At 52.6% G+C, this 20294-nt stretch carries 25 protein-coding genes; 10 read left to right on the forward strand and 15 right to left on the reverse strand.

What is annotated here, in order from left to right; genetic code table 11:
• Positions 1 to 118: 118 nt before the first annotated feature.
• The 12 genes from rnk to LCF41_RS01435 all read right to left on the reverse strand — a co-directional run bounded on the left by rnk (position 119) and on the right by LCF41_RS01435 (position 8945).
• Positions 119 to 529 (reverse strand): nucleoside diphosphate kinase regulator, encoded by a 411-nt coding sequence (gene rnk / locus LCF41_RS01380; protein WP_225086570.1) that lies wholly within the window; start codon positions 527 to 529, stop codon positions 119 to 121.
• 144 nt (positions 530 to 673) lie between these two features.
• Positions 674 to 946 carry a PTS phosphocarrier protein NPr gene (gene npr / locus LCF41_RS01385; RefSeq protein ID WP_225086571.1) on the reverse strand — a complete coding sequence of 91 codons (273 nt, stop codon included), beginning with the start codon at positions 944 to 946 and terminating at the stop codon, positions 674 to 676.
• A gap of 31 nt (positions 947 to 977) precedes the next feature.
• Complete coding sequence (gene rapZ / locus LCF41_RS01390) at positions 978 to 1835, reverse strand: RNase adapter RapZ (RefSeq protein ID WP_225086572.1); 858 nt, start codon at positions 1833 to 1835, stop codon at positions 978 to 980.
• A 163-nt stretch (positions 1836 to 1998) separates the two neighbouring features.
• Positions 1999 to 2472, reverse strand: coding sequence for a PTS IIA-like nitrogen regulatory protein PtsN (gene ptsN / locus LCF41_RS01395; RefSeq protein WP_225086573.1), 474 nt, complete (start codon positions 2470 to 2472; stop codon positions 1999 to 2001).
• A 96-nt stretch (positions 2473 to 2568) separates the two neighbouring features.
• Positions 2569 to 2856 carry a ribosome hibernation promoting factor gene (gene hpf / locus LCF41_RS01400; RefSeq protein WP_011091920.1) on the reverse strand — a complete coding sequence of 96 codons (288 nt, stop codon included), beginning with the start codon at positions 2854 to 2856 and terminating at the stop codon, positions 2569 to 2571.
• Positions 2857 to 2879: 23 nt separating this feature from the next.
• Positions 2880 to 4313, reverse strand: coding sequence for an RNA polymerase factor sigma-54 (gene rpoN / locus LCF41_RS01405; RefSeq protein WP_225086574.1), 1434 nt, complete (start codon positions 4311 to 4313; stop codon positions 2880 to 2882).
• Between the two features lie 49 nt (positions 4314 to 4362).
• Positions 4363 to 5088: an LPS export ABC transporter ATP-binding protein gene (lptB, locus tag LCF41_RS01410; protein WP_225086575.1), complete on the reverse strand. Its 726-nt coding sequence runs from the start codon at positions 5086 to 5088 to the stop codon at positions 4363 to 4365.
• A gap of 3 nt (positions 5089 to 5091) precedes the next feature.
• Positions 5092 to 5664, reverse strand: a complete 573-nt coding sequence (gene lptA / locus LCF41_RS01415) for a lipopolysaccharide ABC transporter substrate-binding protein LptA (protein WP_225086576.1) — start codon at positions 5662 to 5664, stop codon at positions 5092 to 5094.
• Positions 5645 to 6211 carry an LPS export ABC transporter periplasmic protein LptC gene (gene lptC / locus LCF41_RS01420; protein ID WP_225086577.1) on the reverse strand — a complete coding sequence of 189 codons (567 nt, stop codon included), beginning with the start codon at positions 6209 to 6211 and terminating at the stop codon, positions 5645 to 5647. The genes lptA and lptC overlap by 20 nt, the downstream gene beginning before the upstream one ends.
• Positions 6208 to 6774, reverse strand: a complete 567-nt coding sequence (gene kdsC / locus LCF41_RS01425) for a 3-deoxy-manno-octulosonate-8-phosphatase KdsC (RefSeq protein WP_225086578.1) — start codon at positions 6772 to 6774, stop codon at positions 6208 to 6210. Before kdsC ends, lptC begins: the two co-directional genes overlap by 4 nt.
• Before the next feature lie 19 nt (positions 6775 to 6793).
• Complete coding sequence (gene kdsD, locus LCF41_RS01430) at positions 6794 to 7903, reverse strand: arabinose-5-phosphate isomerase KdsD (RefSeq protein WP_225086579.1); 1110 nt, start codon at positions 7901 to 7903, stop codon at positions 6794 to 6796.
• Between the two features lie 76 nt (positions 7904 to 7979).
• On the reverse strand, positions 7980 to 8945 hold the full coding sequence (locus LCF41_RS01435; RefSeq protein WP_225086580.1) for a calcium/sodium antiporter: 966 nt from the start codon (positions 8943 to 8945) through the stop codon (positions 7980 to 7982).
• A 426-nt stretch (positions 8946 to 9371) separates the two neighbouring features.
• Here LCF41_RS01435 and mlaF point away from each other — a divergent pair, with 426 nt between their 5' ends.
• The 7 genes from mlaF (at position 9372) to murA (ending at position 14217) form a co-directional block, all read left to right on the forward strand.
• Complete coding sequence (gene mlaF, locus LCF41_RS01440) at positions 9372 to 10184, forward strand: phospholipid ABC transporter ATP-binding protein MlaF (RefSeq protein WP_225086581.1); 813 nt, start codon at positions 9372 to 9374, stop codon at positions 10182 to 10184.
• Positions 10185 to 10191: 7 nt separating this feature from the next.
• The gene (gene mlaE, locus LCF41_RS01445; RefSeq protein ID WP_225086582.1) at positions 10192 to 10974 is read left to right on the forward strand and encodes a lipid asymmetry maintenance ABC transporter permease subunit MlaE; all 783 of its coding nucleotides are present in this window, start codon (positions 10192 to 10194) and stop codon (positions 10972 to 10974) included.
• A gap of 4 nt (positions 10975 to 10978) precedes the next feature.
• Entirely contained in the window at positions 10979 to 11545 is a 567-nt protein-coding gene (gene mlaD, locus LCF41_RS01450) for an outer membrane lipid asymmetry maintenance protein MlaD (RefSeq protein ID WP_225086583.1), read from the forward strand.
• A gap of 16 nt (positions 11546 to 11561) precedes the next feature.
• Positions 11562 to 12191 carry a phospholipid-binding protein MlaC gene (gene mlaC, locus LCF41_RS01455; protein WP_225086584.1) on the forward strand — a complete coding sequence of 210 codons (630 nt, stop codon included), beginning with the start codon at positions 11562 to 11564 and terminating at the stop codon, positions 12189 to 12191.
• Between the two features lie 13 nt (positions 12192 to 12204).
• The gene (mlaB, locus tag LCF41_RS01460) at positions 12205 to 12495 is read left to right on the forward strand and encodes a lipid asymmetry maintenance protein MlaB (RefSeq protein ID WP_205554168.1); all 291 of its coding nucleotides are present in this window, start codon (positions 12205 to 12207) and stop codon (positions 12493 to 12495) included.
• Positions 12496 to 12617: 122 nt separating this feature from the next.
• Complete coding sequence (gene ibaG / locus LCF41_RS01465) at positions 12618 to 12872, forward strand: BolA family iron metabolism protein IbaG (protein WP_010280170.1); 255 nt, start codon at positions 12618 to 12620, stop codon at positions 12870 to 12872.
• 82 nt (positions 12873 to 12954) lie between these two features.
• Positions 12955 to 14217, forward strand: a complete 1263-nt coding sequence (gene murA / locus LCF41_RS01470; RefSeq protein ID WP_225086585.1) for a UDP-N-acetylglucosamine 1-carboxyvinyltransferase — start codon at positions 12955 to 12957, stop codon at positions 14215 to 14217.
• Between the two features lie 126 nt (positions 14218 to 14343).
• Here the strand turns inward: murA and degS are convergent, their stop codons facing one another.
• From degS to zapG, 3 genes are all read right to left on the reverse strand, one after another.
• A complete protein-coding gene (gene degS / locus LCF41_RS01475) occupies positions 14344 to 15441 on the reverse strand; it encodes an outer membrane-stress sensor serine endopeptidase DegS (RefSeq protein WP_225086586.1) in 1098 nt (365 codons plus the stop codon).
• Positions 15442 to 15655: 214 nt separating this feature from the next.
• Positions 15656 to 17026, reverse strand: a complete 1371-nt coding sequence (gene degQ / locus LCF41_RS01480; RefSeq protein ID WP_225086587.1) for a serine endoprotease DegQ — start codon at positions 17024 to 17026, stop codon at positions 15656 to 15658.
• A 353-nt stretch (positions 17027 to 17379) separates the two neighbouring features.
• Complete coding sequence (zapG, locus tag LCF41_RS01485) at positions 17380 to 17784, reverse strand: Z-ring associated protein ZapG (protein ID WP_225086588.1); 405 nt, start codon at positions 17782 to 17784, stop codon at positions 17380 to 17382.
• Between the two features lie 215 nt (positions 17785 to 17999).
• Here zapG and zapE point away from each other — a divergent pair, with 215 nt between their 5' ends.
• The 3 genes from zapE (at position 18000) to rpsI (ending at position 20225) form a co-directional block, all read left to right on the forward strand.
• Positions 18000 to 19151 carry a cell division protein ZapE gene (zapE, locus tag LCF41_RS01490; protein WP_225086589.1) on the forward strand — a complete coding sequence of 384 codons (1152 nt, stop codon included), beginning with the start codon at positions 18000 to 18002 and terminating at the stop codon, positions 19149 to 19151.
• A gap of 237 nt (positions 19152 to 19388) precedes the next feature.
• Complete coding sequence (gene rplM / locus LCF41_RS01495; protein ID WP_012773011.1) at positions 19389 to 19817, forward strand: 50S ribosomal protein L13; 429 nt, start codon at positions 19389 to 19391, stop codon at positions 19815 to 19817.
• A gap of 15 nt (positions 19818 to 19832) precedes the next feature.
• Entirely contained in the window at positions 19833 to 20225 is a 393-nt protein-coding gene (gene rpsI / locus LCF41_RS01500) for a 30S ribosomal protein S9 (protein WP_039346610.1), read from the forward strand.
• The last annotated feature ends 69 nt before the right edge of the window (positions 20226 to 20294 follow it).

Here is a 20294-nt window from a genome sequence, read left to right on the forward strand (position 1 = left end):
AAAGCCAACATCGCGTTAACTCTCTGTTGGCTATGGGATATGGGATTGCCGGTGGCATTAAAAAAGCGTCTCTGCTATTTTTATTGCCCTGCAATCCCTCCAAATAATGTTGGTGTATTTAGCGGTGGTATTCGCCAGCGGCTTCAGGCTGATAGAGTAGTTCGAGCACTTCAATTCGCGTTTCTTCACCGTTTGGCAACTGCCAGGTGATCGAATTTCCCACATGCATTCCCAATAGTGCCGCGCCCAGCGGAGCCATCACCGACAGCGGTTCTTGACTGTCCTTCACCGCGGCCGGATAAACCAGCGTACGGATGTGCTCTTCGTTGGTATTCAGATCGCGGAAACGCACCCGACTATTCATGGTGACGACATGTGAGGGAATCGATGCTGAAGGCAGAATGTCCGCCCGATCCAGTTCCTCATTCAACGCCTGTGCAATATCGCTGCCCGCAAAGGCGGGCTGCTCCAATAACATATCCAGACGTTCTGCATCCAATTCACTGATTGTCAGGTTAGGTTTCGTCATACTCCTCTCCAGTTGGTATTTTCAGATGATATAAAAATAACCCCCGCGCCCAAAGGAGCAGGGGTATAAGAAAATATTATGATTTATGCAGATAGATAGTAGGAGGTTCGGGAGGGAAAGTGAAGCGATCCGCTAAGGAAATCGCTAGTCTTCGTCGAACCCGGCTTCAAACAGCCCGATGACGGCGGCAAGCGCTTGAACTTCATCCGGACCAGTGGCTTCGACCTCGATGAGCCGTCCTTTGGCGGAGTCCAGCATCAGCATGGCAATCACGCTGCTGGCTTCGGCTTCGGTGCCGCTGTCATTGCGCAGCATTACCTCTGCATCAAAGCTCTGCACCAGCTCGAACAACTTCATCGCTGGGCGAGCGTGCATGCCCAGCTTGTTTTTGATTTCAACCGTTTGCCGGACTGTCATGGGTTACCTGGCTGTACTGGTTTGCCAACGATTACGAGGGTTTACGCTTTTCCAGCGTACGGTGGCGCGACTGGACGTTCTTACCGCGTGAGCGGAAGTAGTCTGCCAACTGCTCGGCGACGTAGACGGAACGGTGTTTACCGCCGGTACAGCCAATGGCGACAGTCAGATAACTGCGGTTATTGGTTTCCAGCATCGGCAGCCACAGTTCCAGATAGCTGCGGGTCTGGTAGATGAAATTGTGAACTTCCGTATGCCTGTCGAGGAAGGACGCAACGGGCTTATCCAGACCGGTCATCGGGCGCAGTTTCGGATCCCAGTGCGGGTTCGGCAAGAAACGCACGTCAAAGACGTAATCCGCATCGATGGGGATACCGTGCTTGAAACCGAATGACTCGAACACCATCGTAAGCTCACGTTCCCGCTTGCCGAGCAGGCGGGTACGCAGCATCTCAGCCAGTTCATGTACCGACATCTCGGAGGTGTCGATAATCAGATCGGCGCGTGAACGTAGCGGCTCCAGCAGATCGCTTTCTTCATCAATGGCGCTTTCCAGCGACAGATTCTTACTGGAGAGCGGATGCAGGCGACGGGTATCGCTGTAGCGACGGATTAATGTATTGCGATCGGCATCCAGAAATAGCAATTGAGGCGAGAAGCTTGGCGGCAGTTGCTCCATGGCATGCTCGAAGATCTCTGGCGATTCCGGCATATTGCGCACGTCAATACTGACTGCTGTGGAAATGTTACGTGCCGCAAGCGTATTAGCCAGCTCTGGCAGTAGAACCACAGGCAGGTTATCTACGCAGTAGAACCCCATATCTTCCAGTGCGCGCAGGGCTACAGATTTCCCTGAACCTGAGCGACCACTGACAATCATCAGCACCATCTGACGACTCCCCTCTGGCAACGTGACGGCGAATTCTCATTGCCACTGTTTTTATAAAAAAGTGATGTATAGCTAGAAAAATGACGGCTTCGCGTAGGGATTGCAAGCATTCTCTGAACCCAACGCGGATCGCCCGTCATCGTGAGCATGACGATCGACCGGCTTAACCGGCTTCCGTCATAATCTGGTACAGCTCTTCATCGCTTTGCGCCGCACGCAGGCGTCGGCAAACCGTTTTATCCGCCAGCCGCTTGGCAACAAGCGACAGGGTATGCAAATGGGTTTTACATTGTTCCGCCGGAACCAGCAAGGCAAAAAGCAGATCAACAGCCTGATTATCAATGGCATCGAAAGCGATCGGTTGCTCTAACTGGATGAAAACACCGATGGCACCCAGCGCATTATCGTCTTCCAGCTTGCCGTGAGGAATGGCAATGCCGCCGCCGATTCCCGTGCTGCCCATCCGTTCCCGAGTCAGGATGGCATCAAAGATAATCTGCGAAGGAATGTTAAGCTGCCTGGCGGCCAGCTCACTGATAATTTCCAATGCCCGCTTCTTACTCTGGCAGTGGACAGTGCTTCGGGTGCACTCAGGACGTAATACGCTACTGAGTTGCAATACGGGATCGTGGCTCATTTTATTTTCACTTAATGACGCTTTCACTTCTGGTGATCCCGGCCCATCTGATGGATGGGCCGAGCTTGTTCCTTTGCCAAACGGCAAAGGAGAAAATTAGTGCTGCTTGAGTTTATCTTTATGCTTATTGAGCTGTCTTGCCAGCTTATCAATCAATAAATCTATCGCGGCGTACATATCTTCCGCTTCTGAGGTTGCATGCAGCTCGCCACCGTTCACGTGGAGCGTGGCCTCGGCAATTTGCTGAACTTTTTCCACTCTCAATACCACATTGACCTGATTAATCCGGTCAAAATACTGCTCTAACTTGGCAAACTTGCCATTCACAAAATCACGCAGCGGTTCAGTGATCTCGATGTGGTGTCCGGTAATGTTGAGCTGCATAGTGTCTTCCTTCTCTGTTGAGATCAAATCAGTTGTTTACGCTGATTTGATGGTGGGATAGATAAAGACTCTCGGTATTTTGCCACGGTACGGCGCGCCACGATGATGCCCTGATCGGAGAGCAGCGCCGTCAGCTTGCTGTCGCTTAGTGGTTTGACGGGGTTTTCCGCCGCAATCAGCTTCTTCACCAGCGCGCGAATTGCCGTTGACGAGGCTTCTCCGCCGCTGTCGGTATTCACATGGCTGGAGAAGAAATATTTTAGTTCAAAAATGCCGCGTGGACTGTGCAGGAACTTCTGCGTCGTCACGCGTGAGATGGTGGATTCATGCATATCCACCGCCTGGGCGATATCTGCCAGTACCATAGGTTTCATGAATTCTTCACCCTGCTCGAAGAAATCCTGCTGCTGCTCGACGATGCAGCGGGTCACTTTCAGCAGCGTGTCGTTACGACTTTCCAGGCTTTTGATGAGCCAGCGCGCCTCTTGCAGATTACTGCGGATAAATTGCCCGTCGCTGTCGTTGCGTGCGCTATTGCCCAGTGCCGCGTACTGCTGGTTAATCTGTAGGCGGGGAATGCTGTCGGTATTGAGTTCTACGGCCCAAATGCCCTGGACTTTGCGCACCAGCACGTCAGGGATCACGTATTCAGATTCGCCAGTGTTGATCGACTGCCCCGGCCGTGGATCGAGTGACTGGATCAGCGCCAGCGCTTCTTTCAGCACGTCTTCTTTCAGACGCGTGATGCGGATCAGGCTACGGAAATCATGGTTGGCTAACAGATCGAGATGATCGCTGACGATCAGGCGGGCTTCGGCCAGACGCGGCGTGCTGTCAGCAAACTGGGAAAGCTGCACCAGCAGGCAATCACGCAGATCGCGAGCGGCGACGCCAACAGGATCAAAGCGTTGCACGCGTTTGAGTACGGCTTCGACTTCTTCCAACGTCACATCGTCGTCGCCGATGCTGTCAAGAATGTCCTCCAGCGGTACGGTCAGGTAGCCTGTGTTGTCCACGGCATCAACGATAGAGGTCGCGATAGCGGCGTCGGTGTCGGAAAACGGTGTGAGTTCGACCTGCCACATCAGGTAATCCTGAAGCGTTTGCGTGGTTTCGCCTTGGTAAATTGGCAGTTCTTCATCGCGATAGTCGGTGCCGGTGCCTGACGGTGTGCCTGCGGAGTAAATCTCATCCCAGGTGGCGTCTAGCGGCAATTCTTCCGGCATGTCCTTCTGTTCCAGAGCTTCACCGGTATCCAGTGAATCGCTGTCTGCCTTTTCAAATGACTCGATTTCGTCGTGCTGATCCGTTTGTTCGAGCAACGGATTGCTTTCCAGTGCCTGCTGAATTTCCTGTTGCAATTCAAGCGTGGACAGTTGCAACAGGCGGATGGCCTGTTGGAGCTGTGGGGTCATGGCCAGTTGCTGGCTAAGCCTGAGTTGCAAACCTTGCTTCATAAATCGCGCTAACGTCCCATAAGTGCTGCAAAGAGAAAATAGTACCCTATCAGAGTCGGAAGCCTTCGCCCAGATAGACGCGCTTCACTTGTTCGTCGGCCAGAATATCGGTCGGTGAACCGTGGGCGATCAGGTTGCCTTGACTCACGATATAGGCTCGTTCACAGACATCGAGCGTTTCGCGGACGTTATGATCGGTAATCAACACGCCAAGTCCGCTGTCACGCAGATGTTCAATGATTTTTTTAATATCCAGTACGGAGATCGGGTCTACGCCCGCAAACGGTTCATCCAACAGGATGAACTTCGGCTTTGCCGCCAGCGCACGCGCAATCTCTACGCGGCGTCTTTCCCCACCGGACAGCGATTGTCCCAGACTATCGCGCAAATGAATAATATGGAATTCTTCCATTAGCTCATTGGCACGATCTTCCTGCTGCTCGGTCGTCAGATCTTTGCGGATCTGCAACACCGCCATCAGGTTGTCATAGACGCTTAAGCGACGAAAAATAGAGGCTTCCTGCGGCAGGTAGCCGATGCCGCGCAGCGCACGTTCGTGCAGGGGAAGCAGGCTGATGTCGTCGTTGTCGATGACAATACGCCCTTCATCACGGGGGACGATACCCACGACCATGTAGAACGTTGTCGTTTTACCAGCACCGTTCGGCCCGAGCAGGCCGACGATTTCACCGGAATTGACAGTGAGGCTGACGTTTTCGACGACCTTACGGCCTTTGTACGCCTTAGCCAGATTTTCTGCGGTTAATGTTGCCATAACTTATTCAGTGACCCGTGGTTGCGGTTGTTGAGAACGAGAAGGCTGGCTCTTGTTCTCTTTCTCCTGAAGCTGAGAGGGAACCAACACCGTCGTCACGCGCTTTCCTTTTTCGCTGGTCGCTTCCATCTGCTGCTGTTTCACCAGATAGGTGATGCGATCGCCTTTTACATTGCTATCCTGCTGTTCCAGATAGGCATTGCCTGTCAGCACCAGAAAGTCTTTGGCCAGTTCGTAGCGGATTTTCTGCGCGTGGCCTTTAACCGGTTTGCCGTTGTCCTGCATCTGGTAGAACGTCACGGGGTTACCGTAGCCTTCCACCACTTCACTGCCTTGCGCGCCCTGTGGGCGCGTCACGACGACCTTGTCAGCTTTTACTTCAATCGTCCCTTGCTTCACGACAACATTACCGGTGAACGTCACCGTGTTGCCCTGCATGTCCAGAGACTGCTGTGCGGAATCAATGCGAATCGGTTGGTTGCTATCGCCAGTGACGGCAAAGGCGGAAACGCTGACGGCGAACAGCGAGCTGGCGATCAGGGTGTTACGCATCGGATTATTGGTTTTGGATTTCATAAGAGGTTTTTACCTTTTCGATCAACTCGGCCGTTTTGTTACGCAGATTTCCGCGCATTTTCATTCCGCTTGAGGTAAAGCTGGTGCCGTACAGGGTGACTTCATCATCGGAGGAAACGTCCTGCGTCACCAGATTCACCTGGGCATTATTCGTTGTGATGCGCTGAAGCTGTGCGTCTTTCGTCAGGCTATTCACCTCGACGTGACCGTACAGATAGAGCATCTTGTCTTTTGTCAGCTTGGCGCGGTCGGCGCGGACTGACCAGGTTGCCGTCCCTTGTTCGTTGAACAAGGTGGCAACGGGGGCGGTAAACCAACTCAACTGCTCGTCGTTGAAATACTCCGCTTTTTCCGAAATCAGTCTGTAACTCAGCTTACCCGCAGGGCTGTATACCTGCGTGTTGGTTTTCTCGCTGGTATAAACCGGCACGGCGGGGTCGCTTGCATCCGGTGCCGCTACCGTGTCGTCATCCGCAATATTCCAGCCGATGAGGATAAGCACCAAGAGGGCCAGAAAAGCGGTGAGCCAACGCTTGGTTTTACTCATATTGACAACCCTTTGGCATGCTCCAGCTTGTCCTGCGAGAACAGAATCAAATCACACAGCTCACGTACTGCGCCACGCCCGCCCGCAAGGCGAGTGACATAATCTGCGCGTGGTAACAACAACGGGTGAGCGTCAGCCACGGCAACGCTCAACCCGACCTTTGCCATCACTGGCCAGTCGATCATATCGTCGCCGATATACGCGACCTGATTTGCCGTTACTGATAGTTTATCCAACAGATCGTTGAAGGCCAAAACCTTATCCGATTGCCCCTGATAAAGATGGTTAATGCCCAGTGTTTTACACCGATCTTCCAGCAATTTTGCTGAGCGTCCGGTGATAATGGCAACCTCAATGTCAGACGTCAGTAAGCAGCGAATGCCATAGCCGTCGCGGACGTTAAAGGCTTTCAGCTCTTCGCCGTGGTTGCCCATGTAAATCAGACCATCGGACATCACGCCGTCAACGTCGCAGATTAACAGGCGAACTTCACGGGCTTTATCCAGTACCTGTTGATCGACAGGCCCATAGCAGGTATCGGTTTGCGCCCTGACTTCACTCATTCACAATTATCCTTTCTTTTTAAACCACACCCGCTCGCAACATATCGTGCATATGGATAATACCGACCAGATGATCGTTTTCTGCCACCAGCAACGAGGTGATGTGACGCGACTGCATCAGGTTAAGTGCATCCACCGCCAGCGTTTGCGGTGCGACCCGGATGCCGCCCGCGGTCATCACATCAGCAATGCGCGCGCTGTTCAAGTCAATATTCATGTCGAAGATGCGGCGCAGGTCGCCATCGGTAAAGATGCCCTGAATTTTCATATCCGCTTCGCAGATTACCGTCATACCCAGATTTTTGCGCGTAATTTCCACCAGCGCATCACGCAGTGAAGCATCGTGTGGGACATGCGGGATCTCATCGCCTGAATGCATGATATCGCTGACGCGCAGTAAAAGTTTGCGGCCGAGTGCGCCACCAGGGTGAGAAAGGGCGAAATCTTCGGCGGTAAAGCCACGCGCCTGTAGCAAAGCCACGGCCAGCGCGTCTCCCATGACCAGCGTCGCAGTGGTGCTGGTAGTGGGGGCGAGACCAAGCGGGCAGGCTTCCTGCGGGACGTGGACGCACAGGTGAATGTCCGCCGCTTTACCCATCGTACTTTCCGGCGCGCTGGTCATACAGATCAGGAACACTTTCTGGCGTTTCAGGACGGGGATCAGCGACAGAATTTCATGGGACTCGCCGGAGTTGGAAATGGCGATCACGATATCGTGCGGTGTCACCATACCGAGGTCACCGTGGCTGGCTTCGCCCGGATGAACAAAAAAAGCAGGCGTACCGGTACTGGCGAAGGTCGCGGCCATCTTGCAGCCAATGTGACCAGATTTGCCCATTCCCATCACCACGACTTTGCCCTGGCAATGGAATATTTTTTTACAGGCGAGGGTAAAATTGTCATCAATGTACTGGTCTAATTGCGCAAGCCCATCGCGTTCGATACTCAGTACCTGCTTGCCCGCCTGCTGAAAGTCGAAATCGGCCGGTAGTTCGTGAGCCTGCTGTAGCCTATGGCCAGCTTGCGAGCCATGATCGGCCTGTCGTGTATGATCGGCTTGTTGTGCGTGGTCGGATAGTGCACGGTCAGACAGCTGTTTTAGACGAGCATCTTGTTCAAACTGTGACATACCAATAGTCCTGATTATGATGGAAAACAGAGCGTCTTATGAAAAGCAAAGCTTCTCTATGAAAAACAAAACGTCTCTATGAAAAACAAAACAGGGCCGTCAGATAGGCGATAAACGCGCAGCATAATAATGCGCCTGCGCCTTGTCCTATACGGCGTTTTTTACTGAGGCACAGTGCGGTTAACAGCACGCTCGCCGCCAGCATGACCCAATAGTCGCGTTGAAAAACCTGAGGATTCAGCGCGCCCGGCGAGAGCAGGGCGGGAACGCCCAAAACAATCGCGATATTAAAAATGTTCGAGCCAATCAGGTTGCCCAGCGCAATATCATCTTCTTTCTTCAACGTCCCGACGATGGCGGTCGCCAGTTCAGGCAGGCTAGTACCGATCGCCAATATCGTTAGCCCGATGGTCAATTCACTGACGTCGAAGTAGCGTGCAATGACGGTGGCGTTGTCCACCACCATGCGGGCAGCCATAGGTAAAATAATCAGGCCGAGAATCAGCCACAACACGGCCACCATCTGATTGCTGTCGTCCTGCGGAAGTTCCGCCAGCTGTTCGCGGGTCAGGCTATCGCCACCTTCTCGCTGTGCCTGCTGCGCCATACGCAGTATCAACACCAAACACAGAACGGCGGCGAAGAGCAGCATCATGCCGTCTGCGCGGCTCAGGTAGCTATCATGCAGTAAAACGCCACACAATAAAGTGACGGACAACATGAGCGGCAATTCCCGACGCAGGATGGCTGACTGTACTGTCAGCGGCCGGATAAGCGCTGCGCTGCCGAGAATGAGTAAGATATTGGCGATATTAGAGCCGATAACATTACCGACGGCCATATCGTTCTGATTGTTTAAGGCGGCGGTAACGGAAACAATCAGCTCAGGGAGAGAGGTGCCGAAGCCGACAATGGTGATGCCGATGACGAAAGGAGGTAAGCCAAGAGAACGCGCAAGCACGGCAGCGCCATAGACAAGACGATCGGCACCGTAAACCAGTAGTAGCAAACCAACGAACAAGAGTAGTGTTGCAAAGAGCATGCAGCGTCCTTTAATAGGATATATACCCGTCATACTTCAAGCCGCATGTGTGTTGGCTGCGTTTACTCATCTGAATCAATTACTTGAGTAAGCTCATCGGGATTCCCCCGCTTGCCGCCTTCCTGCAACTCGAATTATTTAGTGTATAATCACCGGCTTGTTGTCGAATAAGTCAGCATTTCTGGACGATTTTCGCACAAAAAGCATTTTTCTGTGATGAGTGCTAATTCTGACGGTGCCAGGCGAAAAAGTAAAACCTGTCGCGATAAGTAAAACCCGATAACGGTTTATGCCGCCATTTTGGACAAGAACTGACGGTAAGTTTTTGTAAAACTCGCACCTTGATGAAAGTCAGCCGTTAGGCTGGAGTGAAAGACGCTACATAAACGTACTGACTGGCGTACTGATTGGTAAGGAATGGAAATAATGCACCATGAGGCAACTAATCTGGTTGAGATCCGTGGTCTGAGCTTTCGTCGCGGGGAGCGAGAGATCTTTACGGACATCACGCTGAATGTTCCTAAAGGCAAGGTCACCGCGATCATGGGGCCTTCCGGTATCGGTAAAACTACGCTGTTGCGCCTGATTGGCGGGCAGCTACAGCCGGACAGTGGCGAGATCTGGTTTGATGGCGAGAATATCCCCACGCTGTCGCGTAGCGAACTGTACAACGCGCGCAAGAAAATGAGCATGTTGTTTCAGTCCGGGGCGCTATTCACCGATTTGAACGTGTTTGATAATGTCGCCTGGCCGCTGCGTGAACATACTAAACTGCCGGAATCGCTGCTGCGTAGCATTGTGATGATGAAGCTAGAGGCGGTGGGGTTGCGTGGTGCGTCAGAACTGATGCCTGCGGAACTGTCCGGCGGTATGGCGCGGCGCGCGGCGTTGGCGAGAGCCATTGCGCTTGACCCGCAGTTGATTATGTTTGATGAGCCTTTTGTCGGGCAGGATCCGATCACGCTGGGGACGCTGGTGAAGCTCATTGATGAGTTGAACCATGCGTTGGGCGTGACCTGCATTGTCGTTTCTCACGATGTGCCAGAAGTGATGAGCATCGCCGATTACGCCTATATCGTGGCTGACAAACGCGTGGTGGCAGAAGGGACGGCGGATGAACTGAGAGCGAACACTGACCCGCAGGTTCGTCAGTTTCTGGACGGTATCGCCGACGGGCCAGTGCCTTTCCGTTTTCCGGCGGGCGACTATAAAACGTCACTGCTAGGCTCAGGAGGTTAACGCAGTCATGTTATTACGGACGTTGGCGTCGTTTGGGCGTCAAGGCATCGCTACCAGTGCCGCGTTTGGGCGCGCCGGATTGATGCTGTTTAATGCGCTGGTGGGGAAACCCGAATTCAGAAAACAGTGGCCGCTGTTGGTGAAACAGCTTTACAGCGTTGGCGTGCAGTCGCTGCTGATCATCATGGTTTCCGGCCTGTTCATCGGCATGGTTCTGGGGTTGCAGGGCTTTATCATTCTGACGACTTACAGCGCCGAGGCCAGTCTGGGCATGATGGTGGCGCTGTCGCTGCTGCGTGAGCTTGGTCCGGTAGTGACGGCGCTGCTGTTCGCCGGGCGTGCAGGTTCCGCGCTGACGGCAGAAATCGGGCTAATGAAGGCAACGGAACAGCTCTCCAGCATGGAGATGATGGCGGTCGACCCGCTGCGTCGCGTTGTTGCACCGCGCTTTTGGGCTGGGCTAATCAGCATGCCGCTGCTGGCAATCATTTTTGTCGCCGTGGGGATCTGGGGAGGCGGGTTAGTCGGTGTGGACTGGAAAGGCATCGACAGCGGGTTCTTCTGGTCCGCCATGCAGGGTGCGGTTGACTGGCGTCAGGATGTCTTGAACTGCGTGATTAAAAGTGTCGTATTTGCGATTACCGTGACCTGGATTGCACTGTTTAACGGCTATGACGCGATCCCGACGTCTGAAGGGATTAGCCGTGCAACGACGCGAACCGTCGTGCACTCGTCGTTAGCGGTATTGGGATTGGATTTTGTGCTGACAGCACTGATGTTTGGGAACTGAGTCGATGCAAACAAAGAAAACTGAAGTCTGGGTTGGTGTGTTTATGTTGATCGCGCTGGCTGCCATCCTTTTTTTATGCCTGAAAGTGGCCGATCTCAAGTCGATCGGGAGTGAGCCGACGTATCGTCTGTACGCGACGTTTGACAACATTGGCGGGCTGAAAGCGCGTTCTCCGATCCGAATTGGCGGCGTGGTCATTGGTCGCGTGGCAGATATTTCGCTGGACGAGAAAACCTACCTGCCGCGCGTGGCGATGGATATTCAGCAGCGCTACGATCATATTCCTGATACCAGTTCTCTGGCTATCCGTACCTCCGGTTTGCTGGGCGAACAGTATCTGGCACTGAACATTGGGTTTGAAGATGAAGAAATGGGCACCGCGATCCTGAAAGACGGAGGTGTGATTCAGGACACCAAGTCAGCGATGGTACTTGAAGATCTCATCGGTCAATTCCTATATAAGAGCGGCAGCAATAGCGAAGATAATGCCGGTCAATCGGGTACGGAGCCGGGTGCCAATCCTGCGGCAACCCCAGAGCACAACAACGAACCTGTTCCTTCACATCCATAATTAAGAGGATACCTGCATGTTTAAACGTTTACTGATGGTGGCTTTACTGGTGGTCGCGCCATTAGCCAACGCGGCGGACCAAACGAATCCCTACAGTCTAATGAATGAAGCGGCGGAAAAAACGTTTAACCGCTTGAAGAACGAACAGCCAAAGATCAAACAAAATCCTGACTATCTGCGTACTATCGTACGTGAAGAGCTGCTGCCGTATGTTCAGGTGAGATACGCCGGTGCGTTGGTGCTGGGTCGTTACTACAAAGACTCGACACCGGCTCAGCGTGACGCCTATTTCAAAGCGTTTGAAGCCTATTTGGAACAGGCCTATGGGCAGGCTTTGGCGATGTATAACGGGCAAACCTATCAAATTGTGTCGGGACAGCCGCTGGGCAATGCCGATATCGTATCCATTCGCGTGAGCATCATTGATAACGGTGGCCGTCCTCCGGTACGTCTGGACTTCCAATGGCGTAAGAACAGCCAAACCGGTCACTGGCAGGCGTTCGACATGATTGCTGAAGGTGTCAGTATGATCACCACTAAACAGAACGAGTGGGCGGCAGTCCTGCGTCAGAAAGGCGTTGATGGCCTGACTCAACAGCTGGAATCCTCGGCGAAGCAGACCATCACGTTGGATCAGAAAAAGTAATTTGGGTGTGAACATGGTGAACGCATTGAACTGGCAAGCGCAGGACTCCACGCTGGCGTTAACGGGCGATCTGGATCGTGAAACGCTGTTACCGTTCTGGCAGCAGCGTGAATCGTTACTGGCGGGTAAAACGACGCTGGATGTGTCTGGATTAAACCGCGTTGATTCTGCCGGGTTAGCATTGCTGATGCACGTTTATCAGCAGCCGTCTTCAGGCGGAGAGATAACGATTGTCGGTGCCAGCGATCGGCTAAAAACGCTCATTGCGCTCTATAACCTGAATGAAATCATTCCTGTGTCTTAAGCTGTCGCGCCAATGCCTGATTTCCCCTTCAGGCATTGGCGCATTCTTTGTTTAAGATAGCGCCATATTCATCTAAGATACCTCCCTGTAAATCATCCCCCCTGACATAGAAATCGAGAGCGATGGAAAATAACGAAATTAAAGACGTGCTGATGAACGCATTAGCACTGGAAGAAGCCCATGTTTCTGGTGATGGCAGCCATTTTCAGGTCATCGTAGTGGGCGGACTTTTTGCTGGAATGAGCCGAGTCAAAAAACAGCAGGCCGTTTATGCGCCGCTGATGGAGTACATCGCGGATAACCGTATTCATGCACTGTCAATCAAGGCCTATACGCCGGAAGAGTGGCAACGCGACCGTAAACTGAACGGCTTCTAAATACGCTCCGTGTGTGAGCAGAGAGAAATCGCCTGTATCAGTGTGACGACATATTGAATTAAGACATCGAGATACAAAGACTATGGATAAATTTCGTGTTCAGGGCCCAACCCGCTTAGCGGGGGAAGTGACCATTTCCGGCGCCAAGAATGCTGCGTTGCCCATCCTGTTCGCTGCGTTGCTCGCAGAAGAACCGGTAGAGATTCAAAACGTGCCGAAGCTGCGCGATATTGATACCACCATGAAGCTGCTTGGTCAGTTGGGGGCGCGCGTTGAGCGTAACGGCTCCGTTCATGTGGATGCCAGCGAGGTAAACGTATTCTGCGCGCCGTACGATCTGGTGAAAACCATGCGTGCATCCATCTGGGCGCTGGGGCCGCTGGTGGCGCGTTTTGGTCAAGGTCAGGTATCGCTGCCCGGCGGCTGTGCGATTGGCGCCCGCCCGGTAGATTTGCACATTTATGGTCTTGAGCAGCTTGGCGCGCAGATCGTGCTGGAAGAAGGCTACGTCAAAGCGACGGTTGATGGTCGCCTGAAAGGCGCACACATCGTGATGGATAAAGTAAGCGTGGGTGCCACGGTCACCATCATGAGCGCTGCAACGTTGGCGGAAGGCACCACGATTATTGAGAACGCCGCGCGTGAGCCGGAGATTGTCGATACGGCAAACTTCCTGAACACGCTGGGGGCGAAAATCAGCGGTGCAGGCAGCGATAAAATTACTATTGAAGGCGTCGCGCGTTTAGGCGGCGGCGTGTACCGCGTGGTGCCTGACCGCATTGAAACCGGGACATTCCTGGTGGCGGCAGCAGTATCTCGTGGACAGATTATCTGCCGCAATACCCGTCCTGATACGTTGGATGCGGTACTGGCGAAGCTGCGCGAAGCGGGCGCAGAGATCGAAATCGGCGAAGACTGGATCAGTCTGGATATGCACGGTAAGCGTCCGAAAGCCGTTACCGTTCGCACGTCACCGCACCCAGGCTTCCCGACCGATATGCAGGCGCAGTTCAGCCTGTTGAATCTGGTTGCGGAAGGAACGGGCGTGATTACCGAAACCATCTTCGAAAACCGCTTCATGCATGTGCCTGAGCTTATCCGCATGGGCGCGCAGGCGGAAATTGAGAGTAATACGGTGATTTGCCACGGCGTCGATAAGTTGTCTGGCGCACAGGTGATGGCGACCGACTTACGTGCGTCGGCCAGTCTGGTATTAGCGGGCTGTATCGCGGAAGGCGTGACGATAGTCGATCGTATTTATCATATCGATCGTGGCTATGATCGCATCGAAGACAAGCTGCGTGGATTAGGCGCAAATATCGAGCGCGTTAAAGAACACGAGTAATCGCTTCCGTTATTTGTCTTCACTCTCTATTTGTTTTCACTATGATGTTTTTTAGCCGGGTGGGTTCCCACCCGGTTTCTTGTTTGTCTGCTGATGGTGTTTTATCAACTTGCGCTTTGAATACCGCTATTGGTTGGGAAATTCCTGAATCGTCATTTGTAGTGTGATTTGCTTATTATCGCGCTCAATAGTGACCGGAATGACGGTGCCGGGGCGTATTTCTGAAACTTGCTCCATGGTTTCAATAATCGATCGCGCTGGCTTATTGTTCACGCTCACGATGACGTCTTCAATGTGGATGCCCGCTTTATCCGCTGGTCCACCCGGATCGATCGTCTGAACGAGAATGCCTGTTAATCGCCCCTGTGCATCACGGCTGTTGGTCAACGTACTGTTCTCAAAGTTTTCGAGCTGTACACCATTGACGCCAATATAGCCACGCACGACGCGGCCATCGCGGATGAGCTTGCCCATCACCTTAGTCGCCAGCGCTACGGGAATCGCGAAGCTAATGCCTTCCGGCGTTTCGCCGTTGCTGCTTTTATCAAAAGATAGGGTATTGATACCGACCAGTTCACCCAGTGTATTGACGAGCGCGCCGCCGGAATTCCCGTGGTTAATGGAGGCGTCGGTTTGCAGTAAATTTTGGCGTCCGACCTGGCTTCTTTGCTGACCATAAGCGCTTAGGCTGACGCGCCCCGTGGCACTGATGACACCCTGCGTGACGGTTTGCCCCAGATTATAAGGGTTGCCGATTGCCATCACGACATCGCCAACGTGCGGTAGACGGTCGGAATTAATCGGAATAACGGGCAGGTTGACGCCATCAATTTGCAGCACAGCCAGATCGGTCAAAGAATCGGAACCGATCACGCGGGCTTCGTACAGCCTGCCGTCTGACAGTTCTATCTGGATCTGCTGCACGTTATTAATCACATGCTTGTTGGTTAAAATGTACCCTTTTTCATTCATGATGACGCCAGATCCGAGAGGATGAATAGCGACCTCACTGGGCTTTTCTTGATTGGCAACCCGGTTGTAAATATTAACCACAGCAGGCGCCGCACGGCTTACCCCTTGGTGGTAACTGACGGGTGAACCATCAGTCTGTCTGCCACTGCTTTTCAGGAACGACGTACCAGACCCAATGAATGGGAGGACGGCCAGAATAATACCGGCGACGAGGGCACCAAAGAGTGCTGAACGTAATAACTTAGCAAGCATGGCCGTGATTTACTGTGAAAAAGAGAGGTAGGGGGAGGATATCACGAGAAGTTCGGACACCGCATGATTCGGTGTCCGATTTTTTTATGGCGTGCCATCCCTGGCCGCCACCCTTACGGGCCGTTGCTGATACAACGTTAAAAATTTCTCCCAGAAATTTTTTAACATCAACGGCTTTCTGCTTGGTTACGCTGCCGAAAAAGACGACAGGTGATTAACGTAACAGCAGATAAATCGTTTCTTCGCCCCGGACGATATTCAGCGCCAGAACAGAAGGTTTTGCTTCCAGCAGCTTGCGCAACTGTGTGATGTTTTCAATACGCTCACGGTTTACGCCGATGATGATATCGCCTTTTTGCAGACCAACCTGCGCCGCAGGCGTGTCTTTGGCGACACTATCAATCTGTACGCCTTTGCTGCCGTCTTTCAGTTGGCCATTGGTCAGAGAAGCTCCCTGTAATGACGGCGAAAGCGTTTCGGCGCTGGTTGATGCCGATGAGCTGTTATCCAACACGACGGACACTTCCTGCGGTTTGCCATCGCGCAGCAGGCCGATTTTCACAGTCTTACCTGGTGCGGTGGTGCCAACTTTCGCCCGCAGTTCCGCAAAGCTGCTGATCGGTTTACCATCCAGCGTCGTCAACACGTCACCTGCTTTGATACCGGCTTTCGCGGCGGCAGATTTCGGTAAGACTTCGCTGACGAAGGCACCACGCTGTGCATCGACGTTGAAGGCTTTCGCCATCTCAGACGTCATTTCGCTGCCTTTAATACCCAGCAGCCCGCGTTTGACTTCGCCAAATTCAACCAGCTGCTGTGCCAGATTCTGAGCCATGTTGCTGGGGATAGCGAAACCGATGCCGATATTCCCGCCGCCCGGCGCCAGGATCGCGGTGTTAATACCGATCAGCTCACCGTTGAGGTTAACCAGCGCGCCGCCGGAGTTGCCGCGGTTGATGGAGGCATCGGTCTGGATGAAGTTTTCCAACCCTTCCAGATTCAGCCCGCTACGTCCCAGCGCGGAAATAATACCGGAGGTCGCGGTCTGACCAAGACCAAACGGGTTACCCACGGCAACGGCGAAATCGCCGACGCGGAGTTGGTCGGAATCAGCCATTTTCACAGCAACCAGATTCTTGGCGTCATTCAGCTGTAGCAGGGCGATATCGGTCTGCTCGTCGCGACCAATCAGTTTCGCTTCATATTCACGTCCGTCATTAAGCTGGACGCGAATTTTGTCGGCGTTATTGATCACGTGGTTATTGGTAAGCACGTAACCTTTTGCGGCATCAATAATGACGCCAGAGCCCAGCCCTTCAAACGGACGAGAGCTTTGTTTGTCCGACGGGAAGTTTGGACCAAAGAAGAACTTGAACTCTTCCGGTACGCGCTGACGCTGTACCTGTGTACCTTCAACATGCACGCTGACGACGGCTGGCAACACTTTTTCCAGCATCGGGGCCAGGCTTGGCGTCTGTTGCCCTTGTACCACGGCAGGCAGCGCAGCATGCGCTGCGGGAAGCGTGGACAGGGTCAAACCTATACTCATTGCCAGTGCACTAAATAATAATGATGTTTTTTTCATTGTTATTAACTCTCTCACGGCCTGCGGATGAATAAAACGATGATATATAAACTTAAAGACACGGTGAAGAGTCAGACTGGCGATCAATGTGTAAAGTTCACTGCTGTTTCGTCAACAGATTGTAACTATCGCTTTTATACAATGTGTTAGCAGAAAAGCAGTGTGTTAGCAGAAAAACAATGTGTTAGCAGAAAAACAGCGCGTTAGTGGGAATCCGGTGTTATCGAAAATACTGTGTCATCGAACGATAGCAGCCTGCTGTGCGTGTCTTAAACGTACAAGCGCTTTAAGCGTAGAACAAGAGAGAGGAAAACGTGAGGCCAGGAAGCCTCACGCTGAAGAAGGTGAAAGAATTATTTGCGAATCGGGCGTTCGCCACGCAGCAGACCTGATGCACCATCAGAGTAATCGCGCGGTGGCATGTTCACCGGTGCCTGATCGTTATCCGCTTCTGATTCGGTCAGACGATATTTAAACGGATTATCCTGGCCGGGAACGTGGGGCAACAGGCTACTGGAACTTTTCGCCATGTGCTGATAAAGCTGACGATAGTCATCCGCCATGTTATCCAATAGCTCCGCACTGCGGGCGAAGTGACCAACCAGTTCCTGACGATAATCTTCCAGTTCGGTTTTGCTTTTCTCCAGCTCATTCTGCAATGCCTGCTGTTGCCGCAGCTTACGGTTACCAAAGCGCATGGCGACAGCACCAATAATAATACCGACAACTAAACCTATCAGCGCATACTCCCAAGTCATAATCGCTCCTATTTTGACGTCGTTGTCCCGTAGGGTTTTTCACTTAATAATAGTCACTATAACCGTTAACCTTGCCTGAGTGGAATCCTGATGCTCGATGACGGAAGGGAATGTTGACCCACCGCAGACATCAAGGTTGTCAACTGCGACGATTACGGCTTAAATCGACGGCAACACACAGCAAAACACGGCTAACTTTTTTCTCAGGGATTGCGATGGCTACTCCACAGATAACACAGCAGCAAACAACACCCTTGGCACTTTATCAGCAGGCGCTTTCCGCCGGTGAATATCAACCGGATGAGGTGCAACGGCAAACGGTTGTGCGTCTGGAAGCGATACATCAGGCGTTATGCGCACGTGCTACTGATGAGCACTCGGGGGCATCCGGCCGCGTGGGGAAATGGCGTAGCTGGCTGGGACTGAATGAGAAACGCGAATCTGCGCCAGTCGAAGGGCTGTACATGTGGGGCGGCGTCGGGCGCGGTAAAACCTGGCTGATGGATATGTTTTTTCACAGCCTGCCTGCTGAGCGCAAGATGCGCCTGCATTTTCATCGTTTTATGCTACGAGTGCATGAAGAACTGAACCAGTTTCAGGGGCAGGAAAATCCACTGGAAAAAGTGGCAGATGGCTTTAAAGCCGAAACCGACGTGCTGTGCTTCGATGAGTTTTTTGTCTCTGATATTACCGACGCTATGCTGCTGGCTGAACTACTGCGTGCGTTGTTTGCCCGCGGTATTGCGCTGGTGGCGACATCGAATATTCCGCCGGACGATCTCTACCGCAATGGACTACAACGCGCCCGTTTTCTTCCTGCGATTGAGCTGATTAAACAGCACTGTGAAGTGCGTAATGTCGATGCGGGTATCGATTATCGTCTACGCACGCTGACGCAGGCACACCTTTATCTGTCTCCGCTGAATGAAGAAACCGATGTCACGATGCAGCAGATGTTTACCCGCCTGACAGGGAAACGTTGGCAGACGCCGGGGCCGATGCTGGAAATCAATCATCGCCCGTTGGCGACGCTCGGCGTGAGTGACGGCGTGCTGGCGGTGGATTTCCACACGCTGTGCACCGAAGCGCGCAGCCAAAATGATTACATCGCGCTTTCGCGCCTCTACCATACGATGCTGCTGCACAATGTGACGGTGATGGAAACGAAGGAAGAAAACACGGCCCGCCGTTTTCTGGCGCTGGTGGACGAGTGCTACGAGCGCCGCATCAAATTGATTATTTCTGCGCAGGCATCCATGTTTGAGATTTATCAGGGAGAACACCTGAAATTTGAATATCAGCGCTGTCTATCCCGTTTGCAGGAAATGCAAAGCGAAGAGTACTTACGACAGCCTCATTTGGCGTAACGCAGGCTGCGGTTTTTTAGTCATTTGCGAGTGAAAAAAGGTCGATCTTTGGGAATGACTTCTCTATAATCTTGCGACCCCACGTTACAACAAAGTTTTTTTCCCAAAAACTTTATAGTGCCGGCAATGGCTATTCGAAGGGGTAGGTTTGCTGGACTTGATGGTCGTGTGAGCCTCAACTGTTTTTGAGCGTTTGGGTGTTCACCAACGTGTAACTAATTATTGGGTAAGCTTTTAATGAAAACTTTTACAGCTAAACCAGAAACCGTAAAACGCGACTGGTACGTTGTTGATGCGAACGGTAAAACTTTAGGCCGTCTCGCTACTGAACTGGCTCGTCGTCTGCGCGGCAAGCATAAAGCGGAATACACCCCGCACGTTGATACAGGTGATTACATCATCGTTCTGAACGCTGACAAAGTTGCTGTAACTGGCAACAAGCGTAACGACAAGATTTATTATCACCACACCGGCCACATCGGTGGTATCAAACAAGCGACCTTTGAAGAGATGATTGCCCGCCGTCCTGAGCGTGTGATTGAAATCGCGGTTAAAGGCATGCTGCCGAAGGGCCCGTTGGGTCGTGCTATGTTCCGTAAACTGAAAGTTTACGCGGGCACCGAGCACAATCACGCGGCACAGCAACCGCAAGTTCTGGACATTTAATCGGGATTATAGGCAATGGCTGAAAATCAATACTACGGCACTGGTCGCCGCAAAAGCTCCGCCGCTCGCGTGTTCATCAAACCGGGCAACGGTAACATCGTTATCAACCAGCGTAGTCTGGAACAGTACTTCGGTCGCGAAACTGCCCGCATGGTAGTTCGCCAGCCGCTGGAACTGGTCGACATGGTTGAGAAACTGGATCTGTACATCACCGTTAAAGGTGGTGGTATCTCTGGTCAGGCTGGTGCGATCCGTCACGGTATCACCCGCGCTCTGATGGAGTATGATGAGTCTCTGCGTAGCGAACTGCGTAAAGCAGGCTTCGTTACTCGTGATGCTCGTCAGGTTGAACGTAAGAAAGTCGGCCTGCGTAAAGCACGTCGTCGTCCTCAGTTCTCCAAGCGTTAATTTCTTGCTGCTTTGCAGCGAAATCAATGCGAAAAACCCGGTGCTGGTCACCGGGTTTTTTATGCCTGA

The organism is Pectobacterium colocasium (assembly GCF_020181655.1).
Taxonomy (GTDB): Bacteria; Pseudomonadota; Gammaproteobacteria; order Enterobacterales; family Enterobacteriaceae; genus Pectobacterium; species Pectobacterium colocasium.